A 25,874-nucleotide genomic window follows, 5' to 3' on the forward strand; every position below is an offset into this window, starting at 1 on the left:
AAGGTTGAACATCAGGCTTTGCGACCCAGCATTCGGGTAAGGGTCGCATCACGATCGATAAAGTGGTGCTTCAAGGCAGCCAGGCCATGGATACCGGCAAAGATCACCAGCGCCCAGGCCAGGTACAAATGCACCACACCTGCTACATCTGCCTGGTCCGGCAGTCCGGAAACCAGGGCAGGAACTTCAAACAAGCCAAACACCGGGATACCGACGCCGTCTGCGGTGGAGATCAGGTAACCGGCCATCATGACCGCGAACAGGCCAAGGTACAGGAACCCATGTCCCAACTTGGCCCCCAAGCGGGTCAGACGTCCATGATTGGCCGGTGCCGGTGGTGGTGGGCTGACAAAACGCCACAACACCCGCAGCAGCATGATCGCAAACAGCGTCAGGCCAATACTCTTGTGCAGGTCCGGGGCGTCCTTGCGCCAGGTGCTGTAGTAGTCGAGACCGACCATCCACAGGCCCAGAGCGAACAATCCGAAGACTGCCAGTGCCACCCCCCAGTGCAGAACAATGCTTACCCAGCCGTAGCGCGAAGAAGAATTACGTAACTGCATCTAGTTGCATCCTGTAAGAAACGCTGACCAAGACTAGCGATTTACCTATCGAATTAAAGCGGAAATTTTTGCTTTGAAATATCGAGAAATACGATCGATAGTCTGGACTGGGCTCGTTAAGAAAAGATTAAGGGGATTTTCAGAAGAATCAGGGATAACCAAGGGCGGGTGCCCTGGCAGCTCTCAGACACGTCTTTGCGTACAGAGTGCGGCTGTCTGACCGCCGCACCACACAATAGGTTGTCCCGCGGCCATGCATTGCATAGGCTTGCCCGATTCCGCCTCCAGGAGACTCTACATGGGCCTGAATAATCAGTGGATGCAACGCGATCTCGCGGTGCTGTGGCATCCCTGCACCCAGATGAAAGACCACGAACAACTGCCTTTGATCCCCATCAAGCGCGGTGAAGGTGTCTGGCTGGAAGACTTCGAAGGCAAACGTTACCTGGACGCGGTCAGCTCCTGGTGGGTCAATGTGTTTGGCCACGCCAATCCGCGCATCAACCAACGCATCAAGGATCAGGTGGACCAGCTGGAGCACGTGATCCTCGCCGGTTTCAGCCACCAGCCGGTGATCGAGCTGTCCGAGCGCCTGGTGAAGATCACCCCCGAAGGCCTGACCCGCTGCTTCTACGCCGACAACGGTTCGTCGTGCATCGAAGTGGCGATGAAAATGAGCTTCCACTACTGGCTCAACCGCGGTCAGCCGGCCAAGAAGCGCTTCGTCACCCTGAGCAACAGCTACCACGGCGAGACCATCGCCGCCATGTCGGTGGGCGACGTACCGCTGTTCACCGAGACCTACAAGGCCCTGCTGCTGGACACCCTCAAGGTGCCCAGCCCGGACTGCTACCTGCGTCCCGAAGGCATGAGCTGGGAAGAGCATTCGCGAAACATGTTCGCCGCCATGGAACAGACCCTGGCCGAACACCACGACACGGTAGCCGCGGTCATCGTCGAGCCATTGATCCAGGGCGCCGGCGGCATGCGCATGTACCACCCGGTGTACCTCAAGCTATTGCGCGAAGCCTGCGACCGCTACGGCGTGCACCTGATCCATGATGAGATCGCTGTGGGCTTCGGCCGTACCGGGAGCATGTTCGCCTGCGAACAGGCCGGCATCCGTCCGGATTTCCTGTGCCTGTCCAAGGCCCTGACCGGTGGCTACCTGCCCCTGGCCGCATGCATGACCACCGACGAGGTCTACAGCGCCTTCTACGATGACTATCCAACCCTGCGCGCCTTCCTCCACTCCCACAGCTACACCGGCAACCCGCTGGCCTGTGCGGCGGCGCTGGCGACCCTGGACATCTTCGAACAGGACAACGTCATCGAGAACAACCGGGCCCTGTCCCAGCGCATGGCCAGCGCCACAGCGCATCTGGTGGATCACCCCCACGTGGCCGAAGTGCGCCAGACCGGCATGGTCCTGGCCATCGAGATGGTCCAGGACAAGGCCAGCAAGAGCGCCTATCCGTGGCAGGAACGTCGCGGCCTGAAGGTTTTCCAGCACGCTCTGGAACGCGGCGCCCTGTTGCGCCCCCTGGGCAACGTGGTGTATTTCCTGCCGCCCTACGTGATCACCCCGGAGCAGATCGACTTCCTCGCCGAAGTCGCCAGCGAAGGCATCGACATCGCCACCCGCGACACCGTCAGCGTGGCCGTGCCCAAGGACTTCCACCCGGGCTTTCGCGATCCGGGCTAGAGCGGTTCATTGACTGTGGCGAGGGAGCAAGCTCCCTCGCCATGGAATGCTGTTTACCGATTCACATTCAACAGAGAAACCAGATGAGATTGTCCCGCTTCTTTATCGATGCCCCCTTGAGCCTCGGCGAACATGAACTGCCGGAAGCCCAGGCCCATTACATCGGACGCGTGCTGCGCATGGCCGAAGGTGATGCGCTACAGGTGTTCGACGGCTCGGGCATGGAGTTTCGCGGCACGCTGGTGGAAGTGGGCAAGAAGCGGGTACGGGTCCAGCTGGATGAAAGCTTTGCCGGCCAGGACGAATCACCACTGCAGATTCACCTGGGCCAGGGCCTGTCCCGGGGCGAGCGCATGGACTGGGCGATCCAGAAAGCCACCGAGCTTGGGGTCAGTGAAATCACCCCGATCTTCAGTGAGCGTTGTGAAGTACGGCTCAAGGACGAACGCGCAGACAAACGCCTGCTGCATTGGCGCCAGGTGGCCATCAGCGCCTGTGAGCAATGCGGTCGTTCCCGCGTTCCGCTGATTCATCCACCGGTATTGCTGGCGGACTGGGTCAAGCAGACTCAGGCGGACCTGAAACTGGTCCTGCATCCGGTGGCCCAACCTCTGGAAAGCCATGCCAAACCGCAGACCCTGGCCTTCCTGATTGGCCCGGAAGGCGGCCTGTCCGATGCCGAAGTGGAGCAGGCCCACGGCGCAGGCTTCCTGCCCGCCCGCCTTGGCCCTCGCGTGCTGCGCACCGAAACCGCCCCCGTGGTCGCCCTGGCCGTGGCCCAGCAACTGTGGGGCGATTTCTGAGCCCAGCAAGGCCGGTTTGGGTAGGAGCTGGCTTGCCAGCGAAGGCGCCCATCAGTCCTGTGCACGTCTCAAAGTCACCTTCGCTGGTTATTGCACCGGGTCACTGGTGGGCTGGGCAATGATCGCCTTCAGCTCGGCAGTCATGGGGAACTCCAGATTCAGGCCCTTGGGCGGAATCGGCTGCTGGAACCAGCGCTGATAGATGCCGTTGATCTCTCCACTGCGATACAGATCCGCCAGGACGCCGTTGACCAGGGCCAGGAACTGCGGGTCATCCTTGCGCACCATGCAGCTGTAGATCTCCCGCGACTGCTCCTCCCCCACCACGACCCAGTTGTGTGGGTCCCGCGCCTTGGCCCGCTCGCCGTAAAGCAGCGCATCATCCATATAGAACGCCGCCGCACGCCCCGACTGCAGCATCTGGAACGCCTCGCCGTGGTCCTTGGCGCTGATCACGAACATGTCGATCTTATGCTCGACGTTGTAACTCTTGAGAAAACGCTCGTTGGTGGTTCCCGCCGTAGTCACCACGTTCTTGCCCCGCAGGTCGGCGAAGCTTTTGATTCCGCTGTCCTTGGCCGTCAGCAACTGACCTTTGACGTAGATGAAGCCATAGGAAAACGCCACCTGCTTCTGCCGCTCGGCCGTCACGCCGGTGGAACCGCACTCCAGGTCCACGGTGCCGTTCTGCACCAGGGGAATGCGCGTCTGGGAGGTCACCAGGTTGTACTTCACTGCGAGTTTGGGCAGGTGCAACTGTTGCTGGATGCGCTCCACCACCTTGCCCGCCAGTTCCACCGAATACCCCATGGGCTGGCCACTGTTGTCGCCGACATAGGAGAACGGCACCGATGCATCGCGATAACCCAAGGTAATGGTGGAGCTATTGGCGATCTTGGCCAGGGTGCCGTCCAGGGGCACTTCGCTGGCGTTGGAAATGGCGCTGAACAACAGTCCCAGGGTGCAGCCGAGCAACGTGATCTTATGCATTGTTATTCTCCGTTGTGGGTAGAAGTGATTCAGCGGCGAACAGCGATGACGCTGATTTCGATGAGGATCTCCGGACGTGCCAGGGCCGCCTGCAAGGTAGTGCGAGCCGGTGCCTGGCCCGGAGACAGCCAGGCCGACCAGACCACGTTCATGGCCGCGAAGTCCGCCTGGATGTCCTTGAGGTAGAGCGTTGCGCTGAGCAGATGATCCTTGTCACTGCCGGCTTCGACCAGCAAGGCGTCGATCTTCTCCAGGACCTCCCGGGTCTGACCGCCGATGTCGCTGCTAGAGCCCGGCACCTGGCCGGAAAGGAACACCAGTTCGGCAAAGGTGACGGCGCCGCTGAGGCGATTGTTGCTGTGGATACGCTGGATACTCATCTGAAGACTCCTGTTGAACATTCAGGCGACGCGGGGCGCCAGGCCCTGCATGTCGATGCTGGTGGAACGCTGGCCGATCAGTTCGCCAAGCAGCTGGCCACTGCCGCAGGCCAGGGTAAATCCCAGCGCGCCGTGGCCAAGGTTGAGCCACAGATTGCGATAGGCGGTGGCTCCGATCAGCGGCACGCCGCTGGGAGTGGCGGGACGCATACCGGCCCATTCGATGGCTGCCGCATAATCACCGGCGGCGGCGAAGGTCTGCTCGGCCTGACGCCGCATCAAGGCCAGCCGAGCCGGGTCCGGGGACGGGTCGAAGCCGACGATGTCGACCATGGCCGCCACCCGCAATTGCTGGCCGATCCTGGCGTAGACGATCTTGCGGTTGTAGTCGGTGATGCTGATATCCGGCGCCCGGTGCTGCGGGCCGATGGGCACGCTGAGGCTGTAGCCCTTGAGCGGATACAGCGGCAGCTTGAGCCCGGGCAGGCGCAGCTCGGCGCTGCGGTGACCGGCCGCCAGCACCAAGTGCTCCACAGGTAAGTGCCGGTCGCCCAGATCGATGGCCTGAACCCGGTCGCCCTGGTGATGAATGGCCCGGACTCGCTGGCCCAGGAGCATCTCGCAACGCCCGGAAGCCCGCAGCCGCGCCGCCAGTTGCTGGCAGAACGCGTGACAGTCGGCCACTTCCTCGTCGGGGGTGTAGATGCCGCCCACAAAAGACCTGTCGCCCAACGTCGGCTCCAGCGCGGAACATTCGGCGGCGGACAACACCTGCTGCTGGCGGCTGTCCGCCAGGTTGTGCCGAGCATGCTCGAAGCTGCCGGGCTCACGAAAGGTCACCAGCTTGCCGTTGCGCCGCCAGTCGAAGCCCTGCAGGCCATCCTCTTCGCGCCAGCGTTGCAGGGTGCTCTGGCTGAGCAATGCCAAACGCAGCAGGTGGGCGCCATTGCGCTGGTTCACCGAGTGCCGGCAGGCACCGAGAAACCCCGCCAACCAACGCCATTGCGCCGGGTCCAGGCGCGGGCGCAGCTTGAGCGGCGAGTCGCCCTTGAGCATCCAGCCCAGGGCCTGCCAAGGCACACCGGCATCAGCCAGGGGCGCGACATAGCGATAGGACAACTGTCCGCCATTGGCGAAGCTGGTCTGGCTGCCGAGGGCGTCCTGGGCTTCCACCAGCGTCACTTCCAGGCCCTGACGAACCAGGGCATAGGCGCTGGCCAGGCCAATGACTCCACCGCCGATGATGCAAACCCGCTGACTCATGACCGTCCCCGACCGCTTGTTGAATGACGCAAGGTTAGGGGCAGGTGACAGGCGCCGAACAATGAATAAAGATGGACCACCCATAAACAAAGGTTATGGACTGCCCATGCGACTGCGTCACATCGAAATCTTCCAGGCCATTCGCCAGACCGGCTCCATCAGCGGCGCCGCGCAGCTGCTGCACGTCTCCCAGCCGGCAGTGAGCAAGGTCCTGCAGCACGCCGAACTGCAACTGGGTTTTCCGTTGTTCCTGCGGGTACGAGGCAAGTTGCAGCCCACGCCCGAAGCCCTGGAGCTGGAGCGGGAAGTGGACAAGGTCAGCGAAAGCCTGCAAGGGGTACGGCGGCTGGCGCAGAACCTGCGCCGGACACCGGGCCTGAGCCTGCGCATCGGCGCCACCCCGGCCCTGGCCCTGGCGCTGCTGCCACCGGCCATCAGCGAATGGACCCGCCGCTACCCGGACAGCCTGTGCGAACTGTCCAGTGCCCATAGTCGCGAACTGGTGCAGAACCTGCTGATGCGGGAAATCGATGTGGCCCTGACCCTGCAGCGGCCGGATCACCCCGGCTTGAACGGGCAGGCCCTGGCCCAGGGCGTACTGGTGGCCCTGGCACCGCTGGACTACTGGCCTGAGCCAACCCGGGGCCAGCCACTGGCCCTGATGGAATTGGCGGATGCACCGCTGATTGGCCTGAGCAGCACCGATCCGCTGTCGGCCCGGCTCGACAGCTACCTCAAGACCGTGGAACCGCCGCCTCGGGTGAGCATTGCCGTACAGACCTACTCCCTGGCCCGGGCCATGGTGGAGTCCGGTGCCGGGCTGGCCTTGATCGACCCCTTCACCGCCCTGGGCGCTTCACCGGCCAGCACCGCCATCCGTCCCCTGAGCCCGCCCCTGCCCATCACCCTGTACGCCGTGACCCGCGCCGCCGAACCGCCGCCCCACACCCTGGCCAGCCTGCTGGAGATATTCTCCCGCCAGGCCCAAGCCCAACTCGACCGTCCCTTGTAGGAGCTGGCTTGCCAGCGAAAGCGCCCACAAGCCCGGCGCAAATCCCGAAGGCCCCTTCGCCGGCAAGCCGGCTCCTACAACCGCCCGGCTCCTACAGGACGTAGAACAGGATGGCGATGAAGTGCAGCAGGCTGCCGGCGATCACAAACAGGTGCCAGATCCCGTGGGCATGGCGCAGTCGGCTATCCAGGGCAAAGAAGATGATGCCCACGGTGTACAGCACCCCACCCGAGGCCAGCCAGGCAAAACCGGCGAGGCCCAAAGCCGCCAGCAGCGGCTTGACCGCCACCAGCACGATCCAGCCCATGACCGCGTAGATCACGATGGACAGAATCCGCGCCTCGGAACGCGGCTTGATCTCCTGGAGGATGCCGATCAGCGCCAGCCCCCAGACAATCCCGAACAGGGTCCAGCCCCAGACCCCTCGCAGGGTCACCAGACAGAACGGCGTGTAACTGCCGGCAATCAGCAGGTAGATGGAAAAGTGATCGACCTTCTGCATGATGCCTTTGGCCCGCCCACGCACGCTGTGGTAGACCGTGGACACGCTGTAGAGCACCAGCAAGGTGAAGGAATAGATCGCCACACCGACGATCTTCCACGGGTCGCCATCGAGACTGGCCATCACCACCAGCCAGATCCCGCCGACGAATGCGGCGATCGCTCCCAGCAAGTGGGTCCAGGCGTTGAATCTTTCTCCGTGATACATCTGTCGCTCACCCTTGAAACATTGAAAAAACACGCAAGGCTCAGGCCTGCAGCTTGAAAGCGCAATATGTCTATTCGGGCGCGGCCAATAAAAAACCAGCGGCCACGCCCTGACTCATCGGGCATCATCAGCCCCTCATCATCAGAGTCCGGACCATGCTCATCGACGAAGAGTTGACCCTGAAAAAGCTCGAAGTGTTTCTGGCCTTCATGCGCACCGGCAATCTGGCCCGCGCCGCCGCCGAGTTGCAGACCAGCAATGTCAGCGTGCACCGGGCCATCCACTCCCTGGAAAGCGCTCTGCGCTGCCCGCTGTTCAAGCACGAGGGGCGCAATCTGACGCCGCTGGAAAGCGCCTTCGTACTGGAAGAGCGGGCCCAGAAACTGGTCCAGGACGTGGTCGAGAGCGTGCGCCTGACCCGTGAAGCAGCGGGCTTCTCGGCAGAACGTTTCAAGCTCGGCGCGCTTTACTCGTTGACGGTGAAAACCGTGCCGCAGTTGATCATGGGCCTGAAGCTGCGCCGCAGCGAACTGAACATCGACCTGATCCTGGGCTCCAACATCGACCTGCTGTACAAGCTCAAGAACATGGAAGTGGACGCCATCCTGATTTCCCTGGACGACAGCGTCAACGACCCGGACTGCGAACAACTGCCACTGTTTTCCGACGATATTTTCCTTGCCACCCCCGCCGATTCGCCCTTCGCCCAGCAGCACGAAGTGGACCTGGCGGACGTACGGGATGCCACCTTCATCACTCTGACCCAGGGCTTTGCCACCCATCAGGACGGGGTGCGGGTGTTCAAGCAGGCGGGGTTCGAACCCAAGGTAGCGATGCAGGTCAACGACATCTTCACCTTGCTGAGCATGGTCAGCTCAGGGGTGGGTTACGCCTTGCTGCCGGGGAGGATCGCGGCCGTCTACGAGAACCGCGTGAAACTGATACCGCTGCAGGCGCGCTACCGCCTGCAGCAACATATCGGCGTGGTGTTTCTCAAGGCCAAGGAACGCGACCCGAACCTGCTGGCACTGCTGGCCGAATGCCGGATGTACGCCAACCGCCAAGCCCCGTCCTGACACCGCGCGCCCGTAGGAGCTGGCTTGCCAGCGAAGGCGTCCGCAAGAGCGGCGCACGTCTCAGGGGCCTGTTCGCCGGCAAGCCGGCTCCTACAGGGGGTTATCCCACCAGGCCGCGGACGATGAAGAACAGCAGCGACGGCCCCAGCAGGCAACCCAGGCCGGTGTGGAAGGTTGCCGTCAAGGCGCCGTAAGGCACCAGCCGCCGGTCGGTTGCCGCAAGCCCCGCTGTCACCCCGCTGACCGTGCCGGCCAGACCGCCAAAGACCATCGCCGAACGTGGATTGTCCAGGCCCATCCAGCGCGCCGCCATCGGCGTGCCCACCATCACCAGGATGGCCTTGATCAGGCCCGTGGCAATCGACAAAGCCACCACATCGGAGCTGGCACCAATGGCCGCGCCAGTCACCGGGCCGACGATGTAGGTCACGGCCCCCGCGCCGATGGTGGTCATGCTCACCGCATCACGGTAACCGAAAGCCCAGGCAATGCTCGCACCGACAATGAACGGCAGCACCGTGCCCAGGAGCAGCGCCACTGCACCGATCATCCCAGCCTTGCGAGCCTCGGTGGCCTGCACCTCAAAGGCCGTGGCGACGATGGCAAAGTCCCGCAGCATAGCCCCGCCCATCAGGCCGATACCGGAGAACAATGCCAGATCCGCCAGGCCCTTCTGTCCACCGGTCACGGTGCCGCCGACCCAGGCCAGCACCAGGCCGATGACAATGGCGATCGCCGAGCCGTGAATGCGGCCGAATGTCAGGCGCTTGGACAGCAGCACCGAGATCCACATGATCACCCCGACGAAAGCGAAGGCCGTGACCAGACCATTGTGTTCCAGGCCTTTCTCGATCAGATCCCACATGTCAGCGCCCCCCTGCCGGAGCGGCGTCAGCGCCCGGCTCCAACGGCTCGGCCGGCAATGGCTCGCCTTTGTGGGTCCGGCTGATCAAGGCAATGGTGCAACCGCAGAGCACCACCGAACCTATGGCGGCCAACACGGCGACGGGCCCGCCGTGCAACGCGGTGACCACGTTCTGCTGGGCGGCCATGGCCACCACCACCGGGATGTACATGGCACCCCAGAAGCCGACGCCCATCTCACAATCCTTGGTCATGCCGCCGCGCTTTTGCATCCACAGGCGCGCGCAGATCAGCAGGATCATGGCGATACCGACCCCACCGACGTTGGACTTCACTCCCAGCAACACGCCGAGCATGTCACCGATAATCACGCCCGCCAGCGTACAGATCGCCAGCAAGGCCACACCGTAGATAATCATTGTTGTTGTCCTCAAAGTGCATCGTCGAAGTTGTTGTTTTTGTGCTTCGTCAGCCTGAGTCGGTGCTCTATCGGTCGCGGCTTCCCTCCTCACGCAACAGCGCCTGCAAGGTGTCCAGGCGCGCGCCGTCGAAGGCGATCACCGAACCTTGTTCAAACACCCGGCGTGCCAGTCCGGTGAGCACCGCACCAGGCGGCAGCTCGATCTGCAGGCGCACCCCGCGCTCGTAGGCGCTTTGTACGGTGCCGCGCCAATCCACGACCCGGCACATGTTGAAGGCCAGGTCGTCACGCAGCTGCTCCACCGAGCGCATCGGCCGCGCCCGACTGCCACTCAGGTAGCCCAGCCTGGGCACCTGCAAAGACACCGCGGCAAAAGCGGCGGCCAGGGTCCGGGCCGGTTGTTCCAGCAACGGGCAATGGGACGGCACGCTGACGGCCAGGCGCCTGGCCACACCGACCCCGCAACCCCGGGCCAATTCGGCCACGGCGTGCATCGCCGCATCGCTGCCGGCGATCACCACCTGGTTGTCGGCATTGATATTGGCCAGGTACACCGGCCTCTGCGGGCTGTGAACCTGGGCCAGCAGCCCTTCCACCGCGCCCAGATCGAGGCCGATCAACGCGGTCATGCCATAACCCTGTGGATAAGCCTGTTGCATCAGTTCGCCCCGCAGGCTCACCAGCCGCAAGGCGTCGGCGAACTCCAGGGCCCCGGCCACCACCGCCGCCGGATAGGCGCCAATGGACAGGCCCGCTACATAGTTCACCGTGGCTTCCGAGCGCAGCAGGGTCCGGGCGCTAGCCACCCCGGCGATCAGCAGGCACAACTGCACTGCGCGGGTAGTGGCCAGGGCCTCTGCGCAATCCAGAGTCAGAGCATCCTCGCCCAGCACCTCGCAGGCTTCTTGCAGGCAAGCCAGCACCTCAGGAGTCTGCGGCAAGCGCCGGAGCATCCCCGGCTGCTGCGCGCCCTGGCCGGGAAACACCAGCAAGCTACTCATGCGGCACACTCCAGGGCGCACCAGGGATCGCTCACCAGCCTGGCGCCCCGGGCACTCTTGAGCAGCACGCGTTGCGCCGATCCCGCCCACTCGCGCAAAGCCAGGGCCCCGGCCGGCACCTGCAATTGCAGGTCCACCGGGCAACCGACGCTGTCCAGCAGCCCCAGCAACTCACAGGCCCGGAGCCGGGTAAAAGGCTCGTCGGTGCGCAGGATCAGATCCAGATCACTCAGTTGATGCAACGCCTGGACTCCAGAGGCCAGCTCGAAACCGGCGCTGCCACTGACGCCCCAAGCCAGGCCCAGAGCGTCCAGTGCGCTGCGCAGTTGCTGCAGCGCCCGGAGCGCCGGCCAGGGCTGTGAAAAAGGCACATGGCACAGATCCTCAGGACGCACGCCCCGCTGCACCGACTCCAGCGCCAGCAGCGCCGGATAGCGCTGCTCCCGAGACGTGCCCCGCAGCCCCACGGCGATCAGCCCGGGGGCGGCCAGGGCCCGCCGCACCACCACCGGCTGCCCTGCCTCCAATACCGCAAAGGCCCAGTCCGGAGCATCGGCCGCCAGCTGCCCGGGGGTCATGCCCCAGAGCAGATCGTGGGGCAGCCAAGGACCGAGCCCGTTCACCACTGTTCCCGCAGCAATTGGCGGACCCGGCTCGACGCCGCCCGGTTCACCGCACCCAGGCGACTGCCGAGGTCGGCCCCCTTGGCCCGCACATCGGCAATCGCCGCCAGCAGGCATTCCTGGACGACCGTCAGATCCTCCACCGTCGGCTGTTCGATCTGCCTGACCGAGAGGGTTTCCCAGAGCAGCCCGAGGCTGGCGTAGCTGTCGATGTCATAGGCCATGGGCGGCACGCTGGCGGCCAGGGCTTCCAGCTCCTCGACACTGCGCAGGGTGACCCGCGCCGCCGACGCCTTGCCCATGGCATGCACCATCACCCCGGGATCGCGCAGGGCGATCAAACGGTTGGCCTGATAACCGTGGGCCAGAAAGGCCCCGGACATGGCCTTGCCCACCAGTAGGGCAATCACCGGGTGCCCGGCCAGCCGCGCCCGGGCGTAGCTGTCGGCAGCGGCGGCCAGGGCCTGATGGATGCCCAGGGCCTCTTCACGACGGCCATAGGCCTGGCTCGGCACATCGACAATGGCGATCAGCGCTCGCTTGTGCGGCTGATCGCGGTCAGTGCTGATCAGCTCCTCCACGGCCTTGGCCAGGCCCCAGCCTTCCAGCAGTCCGACTTCACCCTGGCGGGCGCGGGGAAAACGATTGTCCGGGTCGGCCACCACGGCGATAAAGCGGGCCGGCTGGCCACCCAGTTCGGCGTCGGCCACCCGCAACGATGGCGGCAGGCCGGCAACCGGAGCGGCGCTGCCACTCAAGGCCTGGAGCCAGTTCAGGCCCCTCAGGGAACAAGCACTCATGAGCGGTCTCCTTGATACAGATCGCGAACCGTCGCCGCATCGATCTGCGGTGCCGTGTCCAGGCGGGCCAGACGTTGCAGGTAGAGATCGGCCTCGCGGCTGCGTTGCCGCTCGGGCAAGCCAAGGGCCAGCAACTCGCGGACCTGAGCCTGGATCTGCGCCACATCGTCGGCCACGTAACGGTCCACCAGGCCACTGGCGAAACGCTGCTCGCCGCCGGTCAGGCTCCAGATGAACGGCCGGTCCCGGGAGTCGTATTCCTCAAGCCCGGCTTCCTGTTCGATCACTTGCGGGCCGTTGAGCCCCAGGCGCGCTTCCTGGGTGACCACGAGATAACTGCACAGCCCGGCGGCAATCGACATGCCGCCAAAACAGCCGACGCTACCGGCCACCAGACCGATCACTGGCTGGTACTGACGCAAATCGACGATCGCCGCATGGATATCGGCAATCGCCGCCAGCCCCAGGTTGGCTTCCTGCAAGCGCACGCCACCGGTTTCCAGCAGCAGCACGGCGCGGGTCGGGATGCCGTTGCGGTTGTCCTCGGCGGCCAGTTCCAGGGCCCCGGCGATCTTCGCCCCGCCCACTTCACCCAGGCTGCCGCCCTGGAACGCGCCTTCGATGGCGGCTATCACCACCGGCAAACCGGCGATGCTGCCCTTGGCGATTACCACGCCGTCGTCGGCCTGGGGCACCACGCCCTGACGCGCCAGCCAGGGCGACATGACCCGCTGGAACGGGTCCAGCAGCTCGCGAAAACTGCCGGCATCCAGCAAGGCCCGGGCCCGCTGCCGGGCGCCCAGTTCGACGAAGCTGTGCTTGCTCAACAAACCTGCGCTGTCAGTCATGGCCGATCTCCTCGAAGCCCTGTTCCAGGCGCAGGCGCACCACCCCGGGAGTGGCGCCGAAATCATGGATGTCGATCAGCAGCGCAGGTGGCGTCTGGCCGTCGAACATGCGTTCGAACAGGTGCTGCCAGCGCGAAGCACTGCCGTTGACCGAGGTTTGCACCTGGATCGTCAGCTTGCCGGGCTGGCCCGGCTCCAGCAGCACTTCCAGGTCACCGGAGCCGACACAGCCCACCAGGGCGCGGCCACGGCCAGGCTGGCCGGCGGGGAATTCAAAAGACAAGGTTTCCATTACAGCGCTCCCTGGATAAAGGCGTCGGCGGATTCGATCCGGTCCAACAGCAGGCTGGCCGCCAGCAAATCAGCGGCACCGCCGGGCGAGGCATTCAAGGTCAGCAGTTGCAGGTCCAGCTCATGCAAACGCCGACGACCGGCGAGGCTGGCGCTGCCGCCCGCATCGAGCACCGCCTGGGCGCCCTGTTGCATGGCCTGCAAGCCCTGTTCACCGGCGCGATACAGCACGCAGGTGTCCGCCAGCCGGCTCATGATCGCCAGCAAGGCATCGAGCCGGGCGTTCTGTTCGCCGTGGCCCTGGGCACGACTGTGCTTGAGCTGGGGCAGCCCCCGTTGCAGCACCGCGGGGAAGCCTTGCTGGGCTTCTTCCCGAGCGCCGCGCACGCCGTAGCGCAGCGCCACCTGGGCGCCATGACTCAAGGGCCGTGGTGCATAACGATCCTCCAGCAGGGCCAGACGCGCGGCCCGCAGCGCAACGCTGCCGGCCCCTGTGGATCGGGGTTCCAGCGCGGCCGCAGCCACCAGCAGGCCCAGGGCCCAGATCGCTCCGCGATGGGTGTTCACCCCCGCCGTGGTGGCGAGCATGGCCTGCTCGCCTTCGCGGCCAATACGGCCCAAGGCTTCGCGCAAGGGCAGGCCGACTTCGCCGAACTCCAGCGCCGCTTCGGCCATTTCCTTGAAGGCCGGCCACAGTGACAAGGCCGAAGCGTGCATCAAGCCCAGGTGCAGGTCGCTATGGGCGCCATTGCCGCGACGGTCCACCAGGGCCGGCTTGGGCGACAGGTCCGCCTCATCGATCAGCGCGTCCACCGCCAGGTCCGCCAGGCGTTCGGCCAGACTCAGGGTGTGTGATTGCAGGTTGAATGCGTGCATTACCAGCTCCTGAACTTGGCGGGCGGGTTGTACAGGCCACCCGACCACTCCACCAGATCGGCGACGCTTTTCGCTGCCAGAAGCTCGCGGCTCGCATCGGTGCGCCGGATGCCGAGGTCTTCGGGCAAGGCGATCAGCCCTTCACGGCGCATGCGGGCGGTGTCTTTGGGGTTGTGGCGCAAGCCGATGGCGGTCACCCCGGCCACGGCGGCAATCATCGCCTGGCGTTCTTCCAGGGAGCGGGCCTTGTACAGGTAGGCGATGCCTTCCTCGGTCAGCAGGTGGGTAACGTCGTCGCCGTAGATCATGATCGGCGCCAGGGGCATGCCGCTCTTGCGCGCGACTTCCACTGCGTCGAGGGTTTCGACAAAGGTCGGCTTGCCGCCTTCCTGGAAGGTTTCCACCATCTGCACCACCAGCTTTTTGCCCCGTTCCAGCATGGCCTGGGGCGCATCGCTCTGGTCGACGCGCATGTCCAGCCAGGCCGGAGTACCGTGACGCCGCCCGCGCGGGTCGTGGCCCATGTTCGGTGCCCCGCCGAAACCGGCCAGACGGCCACGGGTCACGGTGGAGGAATGGCCATCGCCATCGACCTGCAAGGTGGCGCCGATAAACAGGTCCACCGCGTATTGCCCGGCCAGTTGGCAGAACATCCGGTTGGAACGCAGGGAACCGTCGCGGCCGGTAAAGAACACGTCCGGGCGCGCAGCGATGTAGTTCTCCATGCCCAGTTCGGTGCCGAAGCAATGCACGCTTTGCACCCAGCCGCTTTCGATGGCCGGGATCAGGGTCGGATGGGGATTGAGGGTCCAGTTGCGGCAGATCTTGCCTTTGAGCCCCAGGGATTCGCCGTAGGTGGGCAGGATCAGCTCGATGGCCGCGGTGTTGAAACCGATGCCGTGGTTCAGCGACTGCACATTGTGTTTTTCGTAGATGCCGCGGATCGCCATCATCGCCATCAGCACGTGCACCGGCTTGATATGCCGCGGATCGCGGGTGAACAGCGGTTCGATGTAGAACGGTTTGTCGGCCACCACCACGAAATCCACCCAGGACGCGGGAATATCCACCCGGGGCAGTTCGCTGACGTCATCCACCAACTGGTTGACCTGGACGATGACAATGCCGTCGCTGAAGGCCGCCGGCTCGATCAGCGCGGGCGTGTCCTCGGTACTGGGGCCGGTGTAGATGTTGCCGGCGCGGTCGGCCATGAACCCGGCGGAAAGCACCACATTGGGGATCAGATCCACCACCAGCCGCGCATAGAGTTCGATGTAGGTATGAATGGCGCCGACTTCCAGCAGCCCGTCCTCCAGCAACTGGCTGATGCGCAGGCTCTGGGTGCCGGCGAAGGAGAAGTCCAGCTTGCGGGCGATGCCGCGCTCAAAGAGGTCCAGGTGCTCGGCACGACCGACGCTGGGCATGATCATGTGCAGGTCATGCAGCTTGGCCGGGTCGGCCTTGGCCAGGGACCGAGACAGAAAGTCCGCCTGCTTCTGGTTATTGCCCTCCAGCACCACCCGGTCGCCGGGCAGGATCAGGGCTTCCAGGGCAGCGACAATCTTGTCGCTCGGCAACACCACGCCATCGGCGATGGCCCGCACCTGTTCGAGGCGCCGCTGCTTTTCGCTGCGCCGCCGCGACCAGCGCGCGTCGGGGGATATTGTTGTTGTCATGCTCACTCCACGGGTTCGCTGTCGTGGCAGTCACCATAGGAGTGAAACCCTGGGGCATCAATCAAGCCCGGCGCTGGATAGTTACGCTGAGCGTAACGATTGCCACGCCAATGGCGCCGTTTCTCGCTCTCGGTACACAATGCCCACCGGACCGGCCAACCCATGGCCTGAGCAGACAATGATGAGAGTCAGCATGGACACACCGATTCGCTCGAACCAGGCGTTGCTGGAACAGATCACGCACGGCCTGAAGCCCGACTACCTGATGTTCTGGGGGCACCAGCCGACCCGGGACGGGCGCATTTCCCCGAGTTGCTTCAGCCAGTGGTTTGACGCTGGTTTCGAGATCGAGGGCATCCACTATCCCAGCGCCGAGCACTTCATGATGGCCGGCAAGGCCTTGCTGTTCGACGACCGGGAAACCCACGGGCGAATTCTCAAGGCGGTGACACCCGCTGACGTCAAGCAACTGGGGCGTGAGGTGCGCGGCTTCGACGACGCCCGCTGGACTGAGGCGCGCTTCGACATCGTGGTGCGCGGCAACCTGGCCAAGTTCAGCCAGCACTCGGCCCTGGGTGAGTACTTGCGGTCCACCCGGGATCAGGTGCTGGTGGAAGCCAGCCCGGTGGACCGGATCTGGGGCATCGGCCTGGCCGCCGACGACGCCAAGGCCAGCCGGCCGGAACAATGGCGCGGCCTGAACCTGCTGGGCTATGCGCTGATGGAAGTGCGGGACAGGTTGCGTACGGCCTGAGGCGCTGCGTTCGCTGGCAAGCCAGCGCCTACAGGCGGTGTTGGGTAGGAGCCGGCTTGCCGGCGAACAGCCCCTGAAGGGCCTCCACCAGCAACTCTTCCAGCGCCTGCAGGTCCGGCACCTTGGCCACCAGCTCGGCCACCTGTACTGCCGCTTTCTCCAGGGGCGCCAGGGGCACGTCGACATAGCTCAGTTGGCTGTCGAGCTTGCAGGAGCGGGGAATGCCCTGCACCAGCAAGGCGATGAACTTCAGTTCCGGGCGCCCACCCAGGGCATTGAGCACAACGATGCGAGCCCGCTCGCCAATCACGGTCCTGCCGCCGCAGGCCGACTCGAAGCTGATCAGCGGAATCCGCCGCTCGCGCCACAGCACCCGGCCCAGGTACCAGGGCGGTGAATCCAGGTCGAAGGTGCCCTGCTGATAGTCGATCAACTCGGCCACGGCCACGTTGGGCAGGATCAGGGTGCGGTCGGCCAGGGGCAGCAGCAGCCCGGTGAGGGTGCTGGAGCGGTGATCAAGCATGGTTCTTGCTCCACAGGGCGATGCTTTCCAGCAACACCGACTCTTGATAAGGCTTGCCGAGGTAGTCGTTGACGCCAATGGCCATGGCCCGGTCGCGGTGTTTCTGACCGGTCCGGGAGGTGATCATGATGATCGGCAAGCGCTGCAGACGGGGGTCGTTGCGCACCTGGATCGCCACTTCAAAACCGTCCATGCGCGGCATCTCGATATCCAGCAGCATCAGGTCCGGGGTGTGCTCGGCCAGCACCGCCATGGCATCGACTCCATCCTTGGCGGTGAGCACGTTCATGCCGTGGCGCTCCAGCAAGCGGCTGGTGACCTTGCGCACGGTCACCGAGTCGTCCACCACCAGCACCAGCATCGGCCGCGGCGGCTCCACCTCGCTGACCGCCTCCTCCCCGGCCGGACGCGGCACGGGCGCCTGCAACTGCTGTGCGCGGATATGCGCCAGCAGGTCGAGAATCAGCACCACCCGGCCATCGCCAAGAATGGTCGCGCCGGACAGGCCCTGCACCGCCGCGAACTGTGGCCCCAGGCTCTTGACCACGATCTCCCGGGTGCCGGCCGTGGTGTCCACCTGCACCGCGATGCGCTGCTCGTTGCAATGCACCAGCAGCACCGGCAACGGCAGTACCTGGCCCAGGAGCTTGGGTCGCGGCACGGTGTGCAGCAGCTCCCCCAGGTAGCACAGGTCATAACGCTGGCCGGCGTATTCATAGCGCGGCGGGTCGAGTTGGTAATAGGCGTCCAACTCACCCGGCAGGACCCGGACTATGCCTTCCACGGTGTTCAGCGGGATGGCGTACTGCTCGTCGGCGCACTGCACCATCAATGCCCGGTTGACCGAAACGGTGAATGGCAAACGAATACGGAAATGCACCCCCTGGCCGGCAACCGAATCGATGCTCATGCTGCCGCCCAGTTGGCGCACTTCTTCATGGACCACGTCCATGCCCACGCCGCGCCCGGAGATCTGGGTGATCTTCTCGGCGGTGGAGAAGCCCGGTTGCATGATGAACTGCAGCACCTCGCGGTCGCTGATGGGCGCCTGCGGGTCCAGCAGGCCGCGCTTGATGGCCTTGTTGCGCACCGCCTCCAGGGGCACCCCGGCACCGTCGTCGCGCATGTCGAAGATGATGTCGCCGCCCTCCCGGGACAGGTCGAGGGTGATCCGCCCCTGTCGCGGCTTGCCGGCGGCAAGCCGCGCCTCGACGGATTCCAGGCCGTGGTCCACGGCGTTGCGCAGCATGTGCTCCAGGGGCGCGACCATGCGTTCGAGGACGTTGCGGTCCATTTCCCCCTCGGCGTTGCCCACCACGAATGCCACGTCCTTGCCCAACTCTTCGGCCACTTGGCGCACGATGCGCTTGAGCCTTGGCACCATGCGTTCGAAAGGCACCATGCGGGTGCGCATCAGGCCTTCCTGCAATTCGGTATTGATGCGCCCCTGCTGCTGCAACAGGTTCTCGGCGTCATGGTTGCGCCGGTCGAGGGTTTCCTTGAGATCCAGCAAGTCCGAAGCCGACTCGAACAGGGCCCGAGACAGCTGCTGCAACTGCGAGTGCCGATCCATTTCCAGGGGGTCGAACTCCTCGTAGCCCAGGCGCTCGGCCTCCACCTGCTGGCGGCTGAGAATCCGTCCCTGGGTCTCGGTGTCCAGGCGGCGCAGTTGGTCGCGCATCCGTTCGATGGTGGTTTCCATCTCGCCGAGGGCCACTCGGGCATCGTTGACCTGTTGTTCGATGCGGCCACGGAAGATCGACGTCTCCCCGGCCAGGTTCACCAGATCGTCCAGCAACTCCGCCGATACCTTGACCATGTCCCCGGCTGCCGCCGCTTCCGGAGCGGGTGCAACAGGCTCGGGCTTGCTCGCCGGCAACGGGCTTGGCACACCAGGCGTGGACGGCACACGGGGATGGCTCAGGTCGTGGATGGCATCGATGAGCTTCTGCGCCGCCTCGATGGGCTGGCCGGCCCGGGCGGCGTCGAGCATCTGCGCCAGGCGATCGTGACTTTTCTGCAACAGGGTGAACAGCGCCGGGCTGGGTTGCAGCAGGCCGGCGGACAGGCCTTCGCAGAGAAATTCCAGCTCGTGGGCCAGATCGCCGATGGGGGCAATTTCCACCATCCGCGCACCGCCCTTGAGGGTGTGCAGGTCCCGCAGCAGGGTTTCCACTTCCTGGCGGGCCTGGGGGTCGGCCTGCCAGCGACCCAGGGCCGCGGCGGAGCTGTCGATGATGTCGAAGCCCTCTTCGAGGAAGATCTCCAGCAGCTCCGGGTCCTGACCGGCACTGTCTTCCTGCGCCGCGCTCGGCGCCGGCTCCGCAGGGCTCGCAGCCTGCTGCCGGTAGGCCCGCACGGCATCGACCTGGGCCCGGGAATCGTCCAGCGGCCGCTGCCCCTGCAATTGCTCCAGCAGCAGCGCCAATTGCTCATGGCTGCTGCGCAATAGCAGGCCCAGATGCTGACTGTGGCTGTAGCGTCGGTCCACCAGCCCCTCGTACAGCGACTCCAGCTCATGGGCCAACTCTGCCACCGGGGCCACTTCGGCCATGCGCGCACCGCCCTTGAGGGTATGCATGTCCCGCTGCAGGGACGACAGCGGTGCAGCATTTTCGGGATCGGCCAGCCAGCGCTGCAGGGCCTGATCGGCGCTTTCGAGGATATCCACCGCTTCTTCGAGGAAGATTTCGACGATCTCGTCATCGGCTTGCGAAGGAGCTGAAACCTGCTCCAGGCGAGCGGTGGCCGCCCCCAGCTCGCTGATACTCAAGACGCGACTGCCATCGCTCCTGATCAAACCGGTAGCGGACGGATCGAGGCCCTGGTGCAGCAGTGCGCGCAGGGCCTCGACCCGCTCCGGCCGCGGGCTGACTTCCTGGCCCGCCGCCAGTTCGTCGAGCATGTTGATCAAGGCTTCATGGGCGCTTTCGGCTTCCTGGAAGAAGCCCTCGCTGACCGCCAGGCTGCTTTCCTCCACGGCGCCATAGAGATCGAGCAGGGCCTCGCACAGCTCATCCACCGGATGCAGGTCGGCCAGGTGCGCGCCTTCGCCGAGGGTGGTCAGTTCATCCAGCAAGGCGCTGAGCTCCTGGCGCTCGCCGGGATGCTGCTGCCAACGCCGCAACAGGCTTTCGGCATCCAGCAGGATGTCCATGCCCTGGGCTAGAAAGTTATTGATCAGTTGCGGATCGCGCTTGGCCCGGGGGGCACTGTCCGGGGCGTTGAGCAGTGCCTCCAGACGCTCCCCCAGCAGCGCCAGGGCGCGACCGACCAATGAACGGGCACCGTCGATGGGCGCCAGCGGATCACTGTCCAGCTGCCGCAGGCCACGGCGCAGCAGGCCTTCGGCCTCCAGCAACAGTTCCACTTCGTCCAGGTCCAGGGGAATCAGGTGCGCCCGGTACTCGCGGGCCAGTTGGTCGAAGGGCCCGGCCAGCTCGGCGATAGGCAGCACTCCGGCCATGGAGGCGCTGCCCTTGAGGGTGTGCAGGGCACGTTGCAGTTCATCGCTGGCCTGCAGCGGCACGTGCTCGGCGGCCTGATCGAGAAAGCGGTTGAGGCTGTCCAGGTGGGTCTGGGCCTCGGTGCGGAAAATCTCCAGCAACTGCGGGTCGAGGGCGTCGTCCAGCGGCACATTGGCGGGCTCCTCGGCGCCCTTGGCCAGGGCATGGGCACGCGCCGCCAGGCGATCGACATCATCGCGCTGACGCTGAGCCTGGACGGCGAATTCGGCGATCAACTCAGGCAACAGCTGCAGCGTGTCCTCCACCAGCTGCAGGACCTCAGTACCGGGGGCCACGCTATGTTCCAGTACTCGATTGAGGAGGTTCTCCACCGCCCAGGCCAACTCCCCCAGCACCAGCGCTCGCACCATGCGGCCGCTGCCCTTGAGGGTATGAAAGGCCCGGCGCAACTCACTCAGGGCGGACTTGCCCTGGGGATCGGCCGCCCAGCGCGGCAGGTACTCGCGGAGCATTTCCAGCACTTCCTCGGTTTCTTCGAGGAACACTTCCCGCAGTTCGTCGTCCACGGGCTCCTCGTCCCGAGGTGGCGGCAGCAGACTGCCCGGGGTGATCAGGGCCGGCGGGTTGAGGGCCGATACCGGCACCGCCAGCACATCCCCCAGGGACTGCACCATCTGGGGATCATCCAGGTCCTGCATGACCTGGGCCTCGTTGGGACTCAGGGGCTGATCCAGCAACGGCACCTGTTCCACCGGTACGTAACCGAGGGCGGCCAGACCTTGCTCGGCAACGTCGAGGATCTTTTCCCCCGGGGCTTCATGGTCCTCGCTCAAGCGCTCCAGGTAGTACTCCAGGCTAGTGATCACGTCAGCCAGGTGGTCCAGTTGCTGCCAGTCAGGGCGGGGTTGCGCCAGCAGCAGATGCTCGATGATGAACTGGTTGCAGGCTTCCATCAGGCTGGCCGCACGGGGCAGCGGAATCATCGCCAGGGCACCGCGCACCTGGGTCAGCAGCTCCGGTACCGAAATCAGCGGCTCGCGCTCCCAGTCACCTTCGATGCACTCGATGATCAGGTCCTTGGCCTGCTGCAGGCAGAGCCGCGCCTCCCTGATCACCAGTTGGTGGATCTGGGTCAGGTCGGTGGTGGGCAGACGGCTTTCTTCACGACTCTCCGGCTCCACAGTGCCGACCATCCCGGCCAGGGTCGCCTCGACATACAACAGGGCACCGGCCACGTCCATCAACACCGCGTCGTCCGGCGCCCGCTGGCCCTGAGCCAGACTCTGGACCACCGCCAACTGGTCGATGATCACCTTGCGCGGCTGGCCGAACCCCAGCACCGCCAGGGTGTCGGCGATCTGCCGCAGCGGCGACAGCAGGCTGTCCAGGTCGCCGGCGTGCTGGCGATCGCTGCGCACGAACAGATCGAGGCGCTCCTTGACCCGCACCAGGCCGTCGCACAACGCTGCCAGCACCGAACGCATGGCGTCGCGATCGGGGCCGGCCATGCGGGCCCGTTCCTCGTCGACCACCGCGCTGTCGGGCAAGGCGTCGTCCAGTCCGTAACGTTCTTTCATGGTCAGCATCAATGGGGTGGGATGGCGCGCCTTGGCGATGTAGAACAACAGGCTCTTGAGCAACTCGGCGGGAGCCGCCTGGTTGATGCCGGGCATGCCCTGCTCCAGGAGCCGCTTGAGCTCCTTTTCGGCGTCCTTGAGCAGGCTGCGCACCGCCGGGCTGTTGGCGATCTCGTTCTGGCGCATGCCTTCCACCAGGGCCGAGGCGATATGCCACAAAGGCGCCAGCGGCGCATCCTGGCACAGGGCCTCCAGGCGCTCGAAGACCTTGGCCATATGGCCCAGGCAACTTTCGGCGTCCTGTTCACGCAGCAGGTCCACCAGCGCGGTCTGCAGCATGTGTCGCAGCTTGCGCAACTGGGTCGGGAACTCCAGGGGTTCCAGGGCCATCAGGACCTTGTCGGAAAGAGGCGGCAGGCTGGGCAATTGCGGGCTGAACAGGCTGGTTTCCGAAAGCAGGCTTTCACCTCGGGCGCTGCGCAGGTCGTTGAGCAGCGGCAGCACCACCAACGGCAGGTCGCGCCGCGCGCTCTGCACCCGGTCCAGGTACTGGGGCAACTGGCTGATGGCCTGGCGCAGCAGGCGCAGGGCTTCGTCACGCTGGGCTACCCGCTGTTGCTGCAGGGCCAGGGCGAGTTTCTCCATTTCCTCGGCCAGCAGCGCGGCACCGTAGAACTCCACCATCTGCAGGCTGCCATGGACCTGATGAATCCCCTCCAGGCACTGGCCGAGGGCATCCAGGGCCTGGGGCTCGTCCGCCAGGTGCTCCAGTGCCTGATAGGCCTGTTTCAAGGTCTCGGCAATTTCGCCCTTGACCCATTCCAGGGCCACATAGTCATGCCGGTCAACCATAACCACTCCAGTCAAAACCTTCTGTGCTCGCCAGATCGCAAACGGGTTCCCAGCGTCAGCGGTTGTCATTCGGGGCCGGTCCCCGGGTCGCCGGCAGGGTAAAGCCGGACACAGAGCGACGCAGTTGGCTGGCCATCTTCGCCAGGTTGCCGATGCTCTCGGCGGTCGCGGTGGAGCCGGACGAGGTTTGCGAGGTGATCTGCTGGATCACGTTCATGGTCAGGGAAATCTGTCCGGCCGAGGAGGTCTGTTGCTGGGCCGCATTGGAGATGCTCTGGATCAGCGCCGCCAGGGTCTTGGATACGCCCTCGATTTCTTCCAGGGCCACACCGGCGTCCTGGGCCAGACGCGCACCGCGCACCACTTCGGTGGTGGTCTGCTCCATGGAGATCACCGCTTCGTTGGTGTCGGTCTGGATCGCCCGCACCAGGGTCTCGATCTGCCGGGTGGCCGCCGAGGAACGCTCCGCCAGCCGCTGCACTTCATCGGCCACCACGGCAAAACCGCGCCCGGCATCCCCGGCCATGGAGGCCTGGATCGCCGCGTTGAGGGCCAGGATGTTGGTCTGGTCGGCAATGTCGTCGATCAGGCTGACGATATCGCCGATTTCCTGGGAGGACTCACCCAGGCGCTTGATGCGCTTGGCAGTGTCCTGGATCTGTTCACGAATGTTGTCCATGCCGTGGATGGTGTTGTGCACCACCTCGTTGCCCTTGTTGGCGATCTCCACCGAGCGCTCGGCCACCGCCGAGGATTCCGCGGCGTTGGCCGAGACTTGGTCGATGGATTGCGCCATGTCGTTGATCGCCGTGGAGGCTTCGGAAATCTGCTGCGCCTGGTGTTCCGAGGCTTCCGCCAGTTGCATGGCGGTGGCCTGGGTTTCCTGCACCGCACCGGCCACCTGACCGGCAGTGAGGTTGATGGTGGCCACCAGGTCCCGCAGTTGGTCGACGGAATAGTTGATGGAATCGGCAATGGTGCCGGTGAAGTCCTCGGTGACCGAGGCGGTCACCGTCAGGTCGCCGTCCGCCAGGTCCTCGATCTCGTCCAGCAGACGCATGATCGCGTTCTGGTTGCGCTCGTTCTTCTCGGCGGTTTCCCGCAGTTGGCGGTTGGTTTCACGGACCATCACCAGGCCGATGAGAATGATCGACGCCAGCGCCAGCAGGCCCAGGACGTAGCCACCAATGGTGTCCAACTTGCGGCTGCCGGCCAGGTTCTCGAAGCCGGTGGCCAGCAACGAAGCTTCGTCCAGCAGGGTCTGGGACAGGCTGAAGATGTTGCTCGCCGACTCGCGCACCTGGAACAGCTCGGGAGAGGTTTCGAGAATCTCGTCCACGGAACCGGAAACGAACTCGAACAGTTCGGAAATCTCCGCCAGACGAGACCGGGCGTCGGGGTCTTCGACCTGGCTGATCTTCAATCCCGGGTTGCCTTGCAGCATGCCGTTGAGCACCTGGCCGAAACGCGCGGCATCACGGCCAAAGGCATCGGCGGCCTGCACGGCGTTTTCGTCGCCGGCCAGCACCGTATTCACCGCACCGAGAATCCGTTCAGCCAACAGCGACTGGCGCTGGGCCATGGCCACCTGGGCAGCCGGGGCGCCGCGCTGGAGCAGGATCTCCACCACCTTTTCGTATTCCACCTGCAACTGCGGCACGGTTTCCGCCAGGGTCGCGGCCACCTGATGCAGGGACAGCACCGTCTGTTCGCTGGCCAGGATCGCGTCGGTGTTCTTCAGCAGTTTTTCCCAGTCCAGCTGCACGGCGCGCATTTCCTGACGCAGGACCACCGGGGCGCCGGGCAGGCCAGTGGCCGGGTCGCCCTTCTTCAGATAGCCCCAGCGCTGGGCAAAGTCGTTGCGCGCATCTCCCAGCAGCTTGAACGCCGCGGCCTTGCCCGCCGCCGCCTCGGTGGCGTTCTTGGCGATGCGCTGGGACAGCACCCGCAGCTCGCCGGCATGGCCGATGTACTGCTTGTCGTAGGTGGCCTGGGTATTGAGGTAAGCGAAGTTGGCGAACAGCAGCATGATGAACACGATCAGTGCGATGAACAGCACGATGATCTGCGAGCGACTGCGGGAGCCTTCCAGGGGCTTTCCGGTTTTGGCTTTGGTCATCGATCAGGCCTGTGGCGAGCGGGCGGTCCCGCATTCGGGTCCCCGGGACGCACGCATCGCCAGGGCAGCATGGGTTGATCCAGGAAGGCACGAGCCTGCCATGGCACTGCAAAAGGGCTGCACAGGCACCGGGCAAGCATTCACGCCGCCACCTCCAGGAACTCGGGAGAACGGGCCAGGGCAAAGGGGCTGAACACCTGCCAGACCTGATCACGACGAAACTGCCCTTGCAGGTAGGGATTGATCGCTGCGTCGCAGAACCCGCCAAGGCCGGGCTCCAGGCTGTCCTGGGCAAAGTGCTGCAGGCCGGCTACCTCATCCACCAGCAGGCCGGCGAACAGTTCTTTGTACTCCACCACCAGCACTCGCCGCTGCTTGCGCAGGGGCGACAGTTCATGACCGAAAAAACCGCACAGGTCCATGATCGGCAGCAGGCGTCCGCGCAGGTTGGCCACGCCCTTGACCCAGGGCTTGACCCCGGGCAGCAGGGTGTAACGCGGCTCGTGCAGGACTTCGCTGATCTCGCCCATGGCCGCGACATACCAGTGCTCGCCCAGGCGAAAACCGATACCGCTCCAACTGTGCTGGCGGGTTTCCTGGGACGGCAGGTCGGCGGCCAGCAGGCGACAGCGCTGGTCGATCTCCAGCAGCAGCTCGAAGGCGGTCTGGGATTCGCTCATG

At 64.9% G+C, this 25,874-nt stretch carries 23 protein-coding genes; 5 read left to right on the forward strand and 18 right to left on the reverse strand.

The features are described 5' to 3' along the window. Window positions 1-11: 11 nt before the first annotated feature. The gene (locus tag ACSSVC_RS01525; RefSeq protein WP_346633211.1) at window positions 12-563 is read right to left on the reverse strand and encodes a cytochrome b; all 552 of its coding nucleotides are present in this window, start codon (window positions 561-563) and stop codon (window positions 12-14) included. A gap of 298 nt (window positions 564-861) precedes the next feature. On the opposite strand from ACSSVC_RS01525, the gene ACSSVC_RS01530 reads away from it, so the two are divergent. Together ACSSVC_RS01530 and ACSSVC_RS01535 are read left to right on the forward strand one after the other, a co-directional pair. Further along, window positions 862-2,268, forward strand: coding sequence for an adenosylmethionine--8-amino-7-oxononanoate transaminase (locus tag ACSSVC_RS01530; protein WP_346633212.1), 1,407 nt, complete (start codon window positions 862-864; stop codon window positions 2,266-2,268). An 83-nt stretch (window positions 2,269-2,351) separates the two neighbouring features. After that, entirely contained in the window at window positions 2,352-3,071 is a 720-nt protein-coding gene (locus ACSSVC_RS01535) for a 16S rRNA (uracil(1498)-N(3))-methyltransferase (RefSeq protein ID WP_346633213.1), read from the forward strand. An 87-nt stretch (window positions 3,072-3,158) separates the two neighbouring features. Here the strand turns inward: ACSSVC_RS01535 and ACSSVC_RS01540 are convergent, their stop codons facing one another. The 3 genes from ACSSVC_RS01540 to ACSSVC_RS01550 are packed head-to-tail and all read right to left on the reverse strand — an operon-like array spanning window position 3,159 to window position 5,704. After that, window positions 3,159-4,061, reverse strand: a complete 903-nt coding sequence (locus ACSSVC_RS01540) for a transporter substrate-binding domain-containing protein (RefSeq protein ID WP_446439357.1) — start codon at window positions 4,059-4,061, stop codon at window positions 3,159-3,161. Window positions 4,062-4,090: 29 nt separating this feature from the next. Next, a complete protein-coding gene (locus ACSSVC_RS01545) occupies window positions 4,091-4,441 on the reverse strand; it encodes a RidA family protein (RefSeq protein ID WP_015637347.1) in 351 nt (116 codons plus the stop codon). 21 nt (window positions 4,442-4,462) lie between these two features. After that, window positions 4,463-5,704, reverse strand: coding sequence for a D-amino acid dehydrogenase (locus ACSSVC_RS01550; protein ID WP_404937838.1), 1,242 nt, complete (start codon window positions 5,702-5,704; stop codon window positions 4,463-4,465). A gap of 106 nt (window positions 5,705-5,810) precedes the next feature. On the opposite strand from ACSSVC_RS01550, the gene ACSSVC_RS01555 reads away from it, so the two are divergent. Continuing rightward, entirely contained in the window at window positions 5,811-6,716 is a 906-nt protein-coding gene (locus ACSSVC_RS01555) for a LysR family transcriptional regulator (RefSeq protein WP_346633216.1), read from the forward strand. A gap of 91 nt (window positions 6,717-6,807) precedes the next feature. Here the strand turns inward: ACSSVC_RS01555 and trhA are convergent, their stop codons facing one another. Beyond that, window positions 6,808-7,425 (reverse strand): PAQR family membrane homeostasis protein TrhA, encoded by a 618-nt coding sequence (trhA, locus tag ACSSVC_RS01560; RefSeq protein WP_346633217.1) that lies wholly within the window; start codon window positions 7,423-7,425, stop codon window positions 6,808-6,810. Between the two features lie 155 nt (window positions 7,426-7,580). Between trhA and ACSSVC_RS01565 the strand changes: the two genes are divergently transcribed. After that, complete coding sequence (locus tag ACSSVC_RS01565) at window positions 7,581-8,501, forward strand: LysR family transcriptional regulator (RefSeq protein WP_346633218.1); 921 nt, start codon at window positions 7,581-7,583, stop codon at window positions 8,499-8,501. A 100-nt stretch (window positions 8,502-8,601) separates the two neighbouring features. Here ACSSVC_RS01565 and madM read toward each other — a convergent pair whose 3' ends face one another. The 9 genes from madM to mdcA all read right to left on the reverse strand — a co-directional run bounded on the left by madM (window position 8,602) and on the right by mdcA (window position 15,901). Further along, complete coding sequence (gene madM, locus ACSSVC_RS01570; RefSeq protein WP_123726636.1) at window positions 8,602-9,366, reverse strand: malonate transporter subunit MadM; 765 nt, start codon at window positions 9,364-9,366, stop codon at window positions 8,602-8,604. 1 nt (window position 9,367) lies between these two features. After that, window positions 9,368-9,784: a malonate transporter subunit MadL gene (madL, locus tag ACSSVC_RS01575; RefSeq protein WP_123726637.1), complete on the reverse strand. Its 417-nt coding sequence runs from the start codon at window positions 9,782-9,784 to the stop codon at window positions 9,368-9,370. Between the two features lie 67 nt (window positions 9,785-9,851). Beyond that, a complete protein-coding gene (mdcH, locus tag ACSSVC_RS01580) occupies window positions 9,852-10,787 on the reverse strand; it encodes a malonate decarboxylase subunit epsilon (protein ID WP_446439358.1) in 936 nt (311 codons plus the stop codon). Beyond that, window positions 10,784-11,410 (reverse strand): malonate decarboxylase holo-ACP synthase, encoded by a 627-nt coding sequence (locus ACSSVC_RS01585; protein WP_492611931.1) that lies wholly within the window; start codon window positions 11,408-11,410, stop codon window positions 10,784-10,786. Before ACSSVC_RS01585 ends, mdcH begins: the two co-directional genes overlap by 4 nt. Continuing rightward, window positions 11,407-12,210, reverse strand: coding sequence for a biotin-independent malonate decarboxylase subunit gamma (gene mdcE, locus ACSSVC_RS01590; RefSeq protein WP_492611932.1), 804 nt, complete (start codon window positions 12,208-12,210; stop codon window positions 11,407-11,409). The genes ACSSVC_RS01585 and mdcE overlap by 4 nt, the downstream gene beginning before the upstream one ends. Beyond that, a complete protein-coding gene (locus tag ACSSVC_RS01595; RefSeq protein WP_346633223.1) occupies window positions 12,207-13,058 on the reverse strand; it encodes a biotin-independent malonate decarboxylase subunit beta in 852 nt (283 codons plus the stop codon). Before ACSSVC_RS01595 ends, mdcE begins: the two co-directional genes overlap by 4 nt. Then, window positions 13,051-13,350, reverse strand: coding sequence for a malonate decarboxylase subunit delta (locus ACSSVC_RS01600; protein ID WP_047289704.1), 300 nt, complete (start codon window positions 13,348-13,350; stop codon window positions 13,051-13,053). The genes ACSSVC_RS01595 and ACSSVC_RS01600 overlap by 8 nt, the downstream gene beginning before the upstream one ends. Then, entirely contained in the window at window positions 13,350-14,225 is an 876-nt protein-coding gene (locus ACSSVC_RS01605; RefSeq protein WP_346633224.1) for a triphosphoribosyl-dephospho-CoA synthase, read from the reverse strand. The genes ACSSVC_RS01600 and ACSSVC_RS01605 overlap by 1 nt, the downstream gene beginning before the upstream one ends. After that, window positions 14,225-15,901 carry a malonate decarboxylase subunit alpha gene (mdcA, locus tag ACSSVC_RS01610; RefSeq protein WP_346633225.1) on the reverse strand — a complete coding sequence of 559 codons (1,677 nt, stop codon included), beginning with the start codon at window positions 15,899-15,901 and terminating at the stop codon, window positions 14,225-14,227. The genes ACSSVC_RS01605 and mdcA overlap by 1 nt, the downstream gene beginning before the upstream one ends. Window positions 15,902-16,094: 193 nt before the next feature. On the opposite strand from mdcA, the gene ybiA reads away from it, so the two are divergent. Continuing rightward, window positions 16,095-16,655, forward strand: a complete 561-nt coding sequence (ybiA, locus tag ACSSVC_RS01615) for a riboflavin biosynthesis intermediates N-glycosidase (RefSeq protein ID WP_346633226.1) — start codon at window positions 16,095-16,097, stop codon at window positions 16,653-16,655. Between the two features lie 28 nt (window positions 16,656-16,683). On the opposite strand, the gene ACSSVC_RS01620 is transcribed toward ybiA, so the two are convergent. The 4 genes from ACSSVC_RS01620 to ACSSVC_RS01635 form a co-directional block, all read right to left on the reverse strand. Then, entirely contained in the window at window positions 16,684-17,178 is a 495-nt protein-coding gene (locus ACSSVC_RS01620; RefSeq protein WP_492611933.1) for a chemotaxis protein CheW, read from the reverse strand. Then, window positions 17,171-23,074, reverse strand: coding sequence for a hybrid sensor histidine kinase/response regulator (locus ACSSVC_RS01625; RefSeq protein ID WP_492611934.1), 5,904 nt, complete (start codon window positions 23,072-23,074; stop codon window positions 17,171-17,173). Before ACSSVC_RS01625 ends, ACSSVC_RS01620 begins: the two co-directional genes overlap by 8 nt. Before the next feature lie 55 nt (window positions 23,075-23,129). Then, window positions 23,130-25,193: a methyl-accepting chemotaxis protein gene (locus ACSSVC_RS01630; RefSeq protein WP_346633229.1), complete on the reverse strand. Its 2,064-nt coding sequence runs from the start codon at window positions 25,191-25,193 to the stop codon at window positions 23,130-23,132. Between the two features lie 140 nt (window positions 25,194-25,333). Next, window positions 25,334-25,873 (reverse strand): chemotaxis protein CheW, encoded by a 540-nt coding sequence (locus ACSSVC_RS01635; protein WP_253128481.1) that lies wholly within the window; start codon window positions 25,871-25,873, stop codon window positions 25,334-25,336. Window position 25,874 lies beyond the last annotated feature (1 nt).

The organism is Pseudomonas sp. E1BtOHC1 (assembly GCF_058744285.1).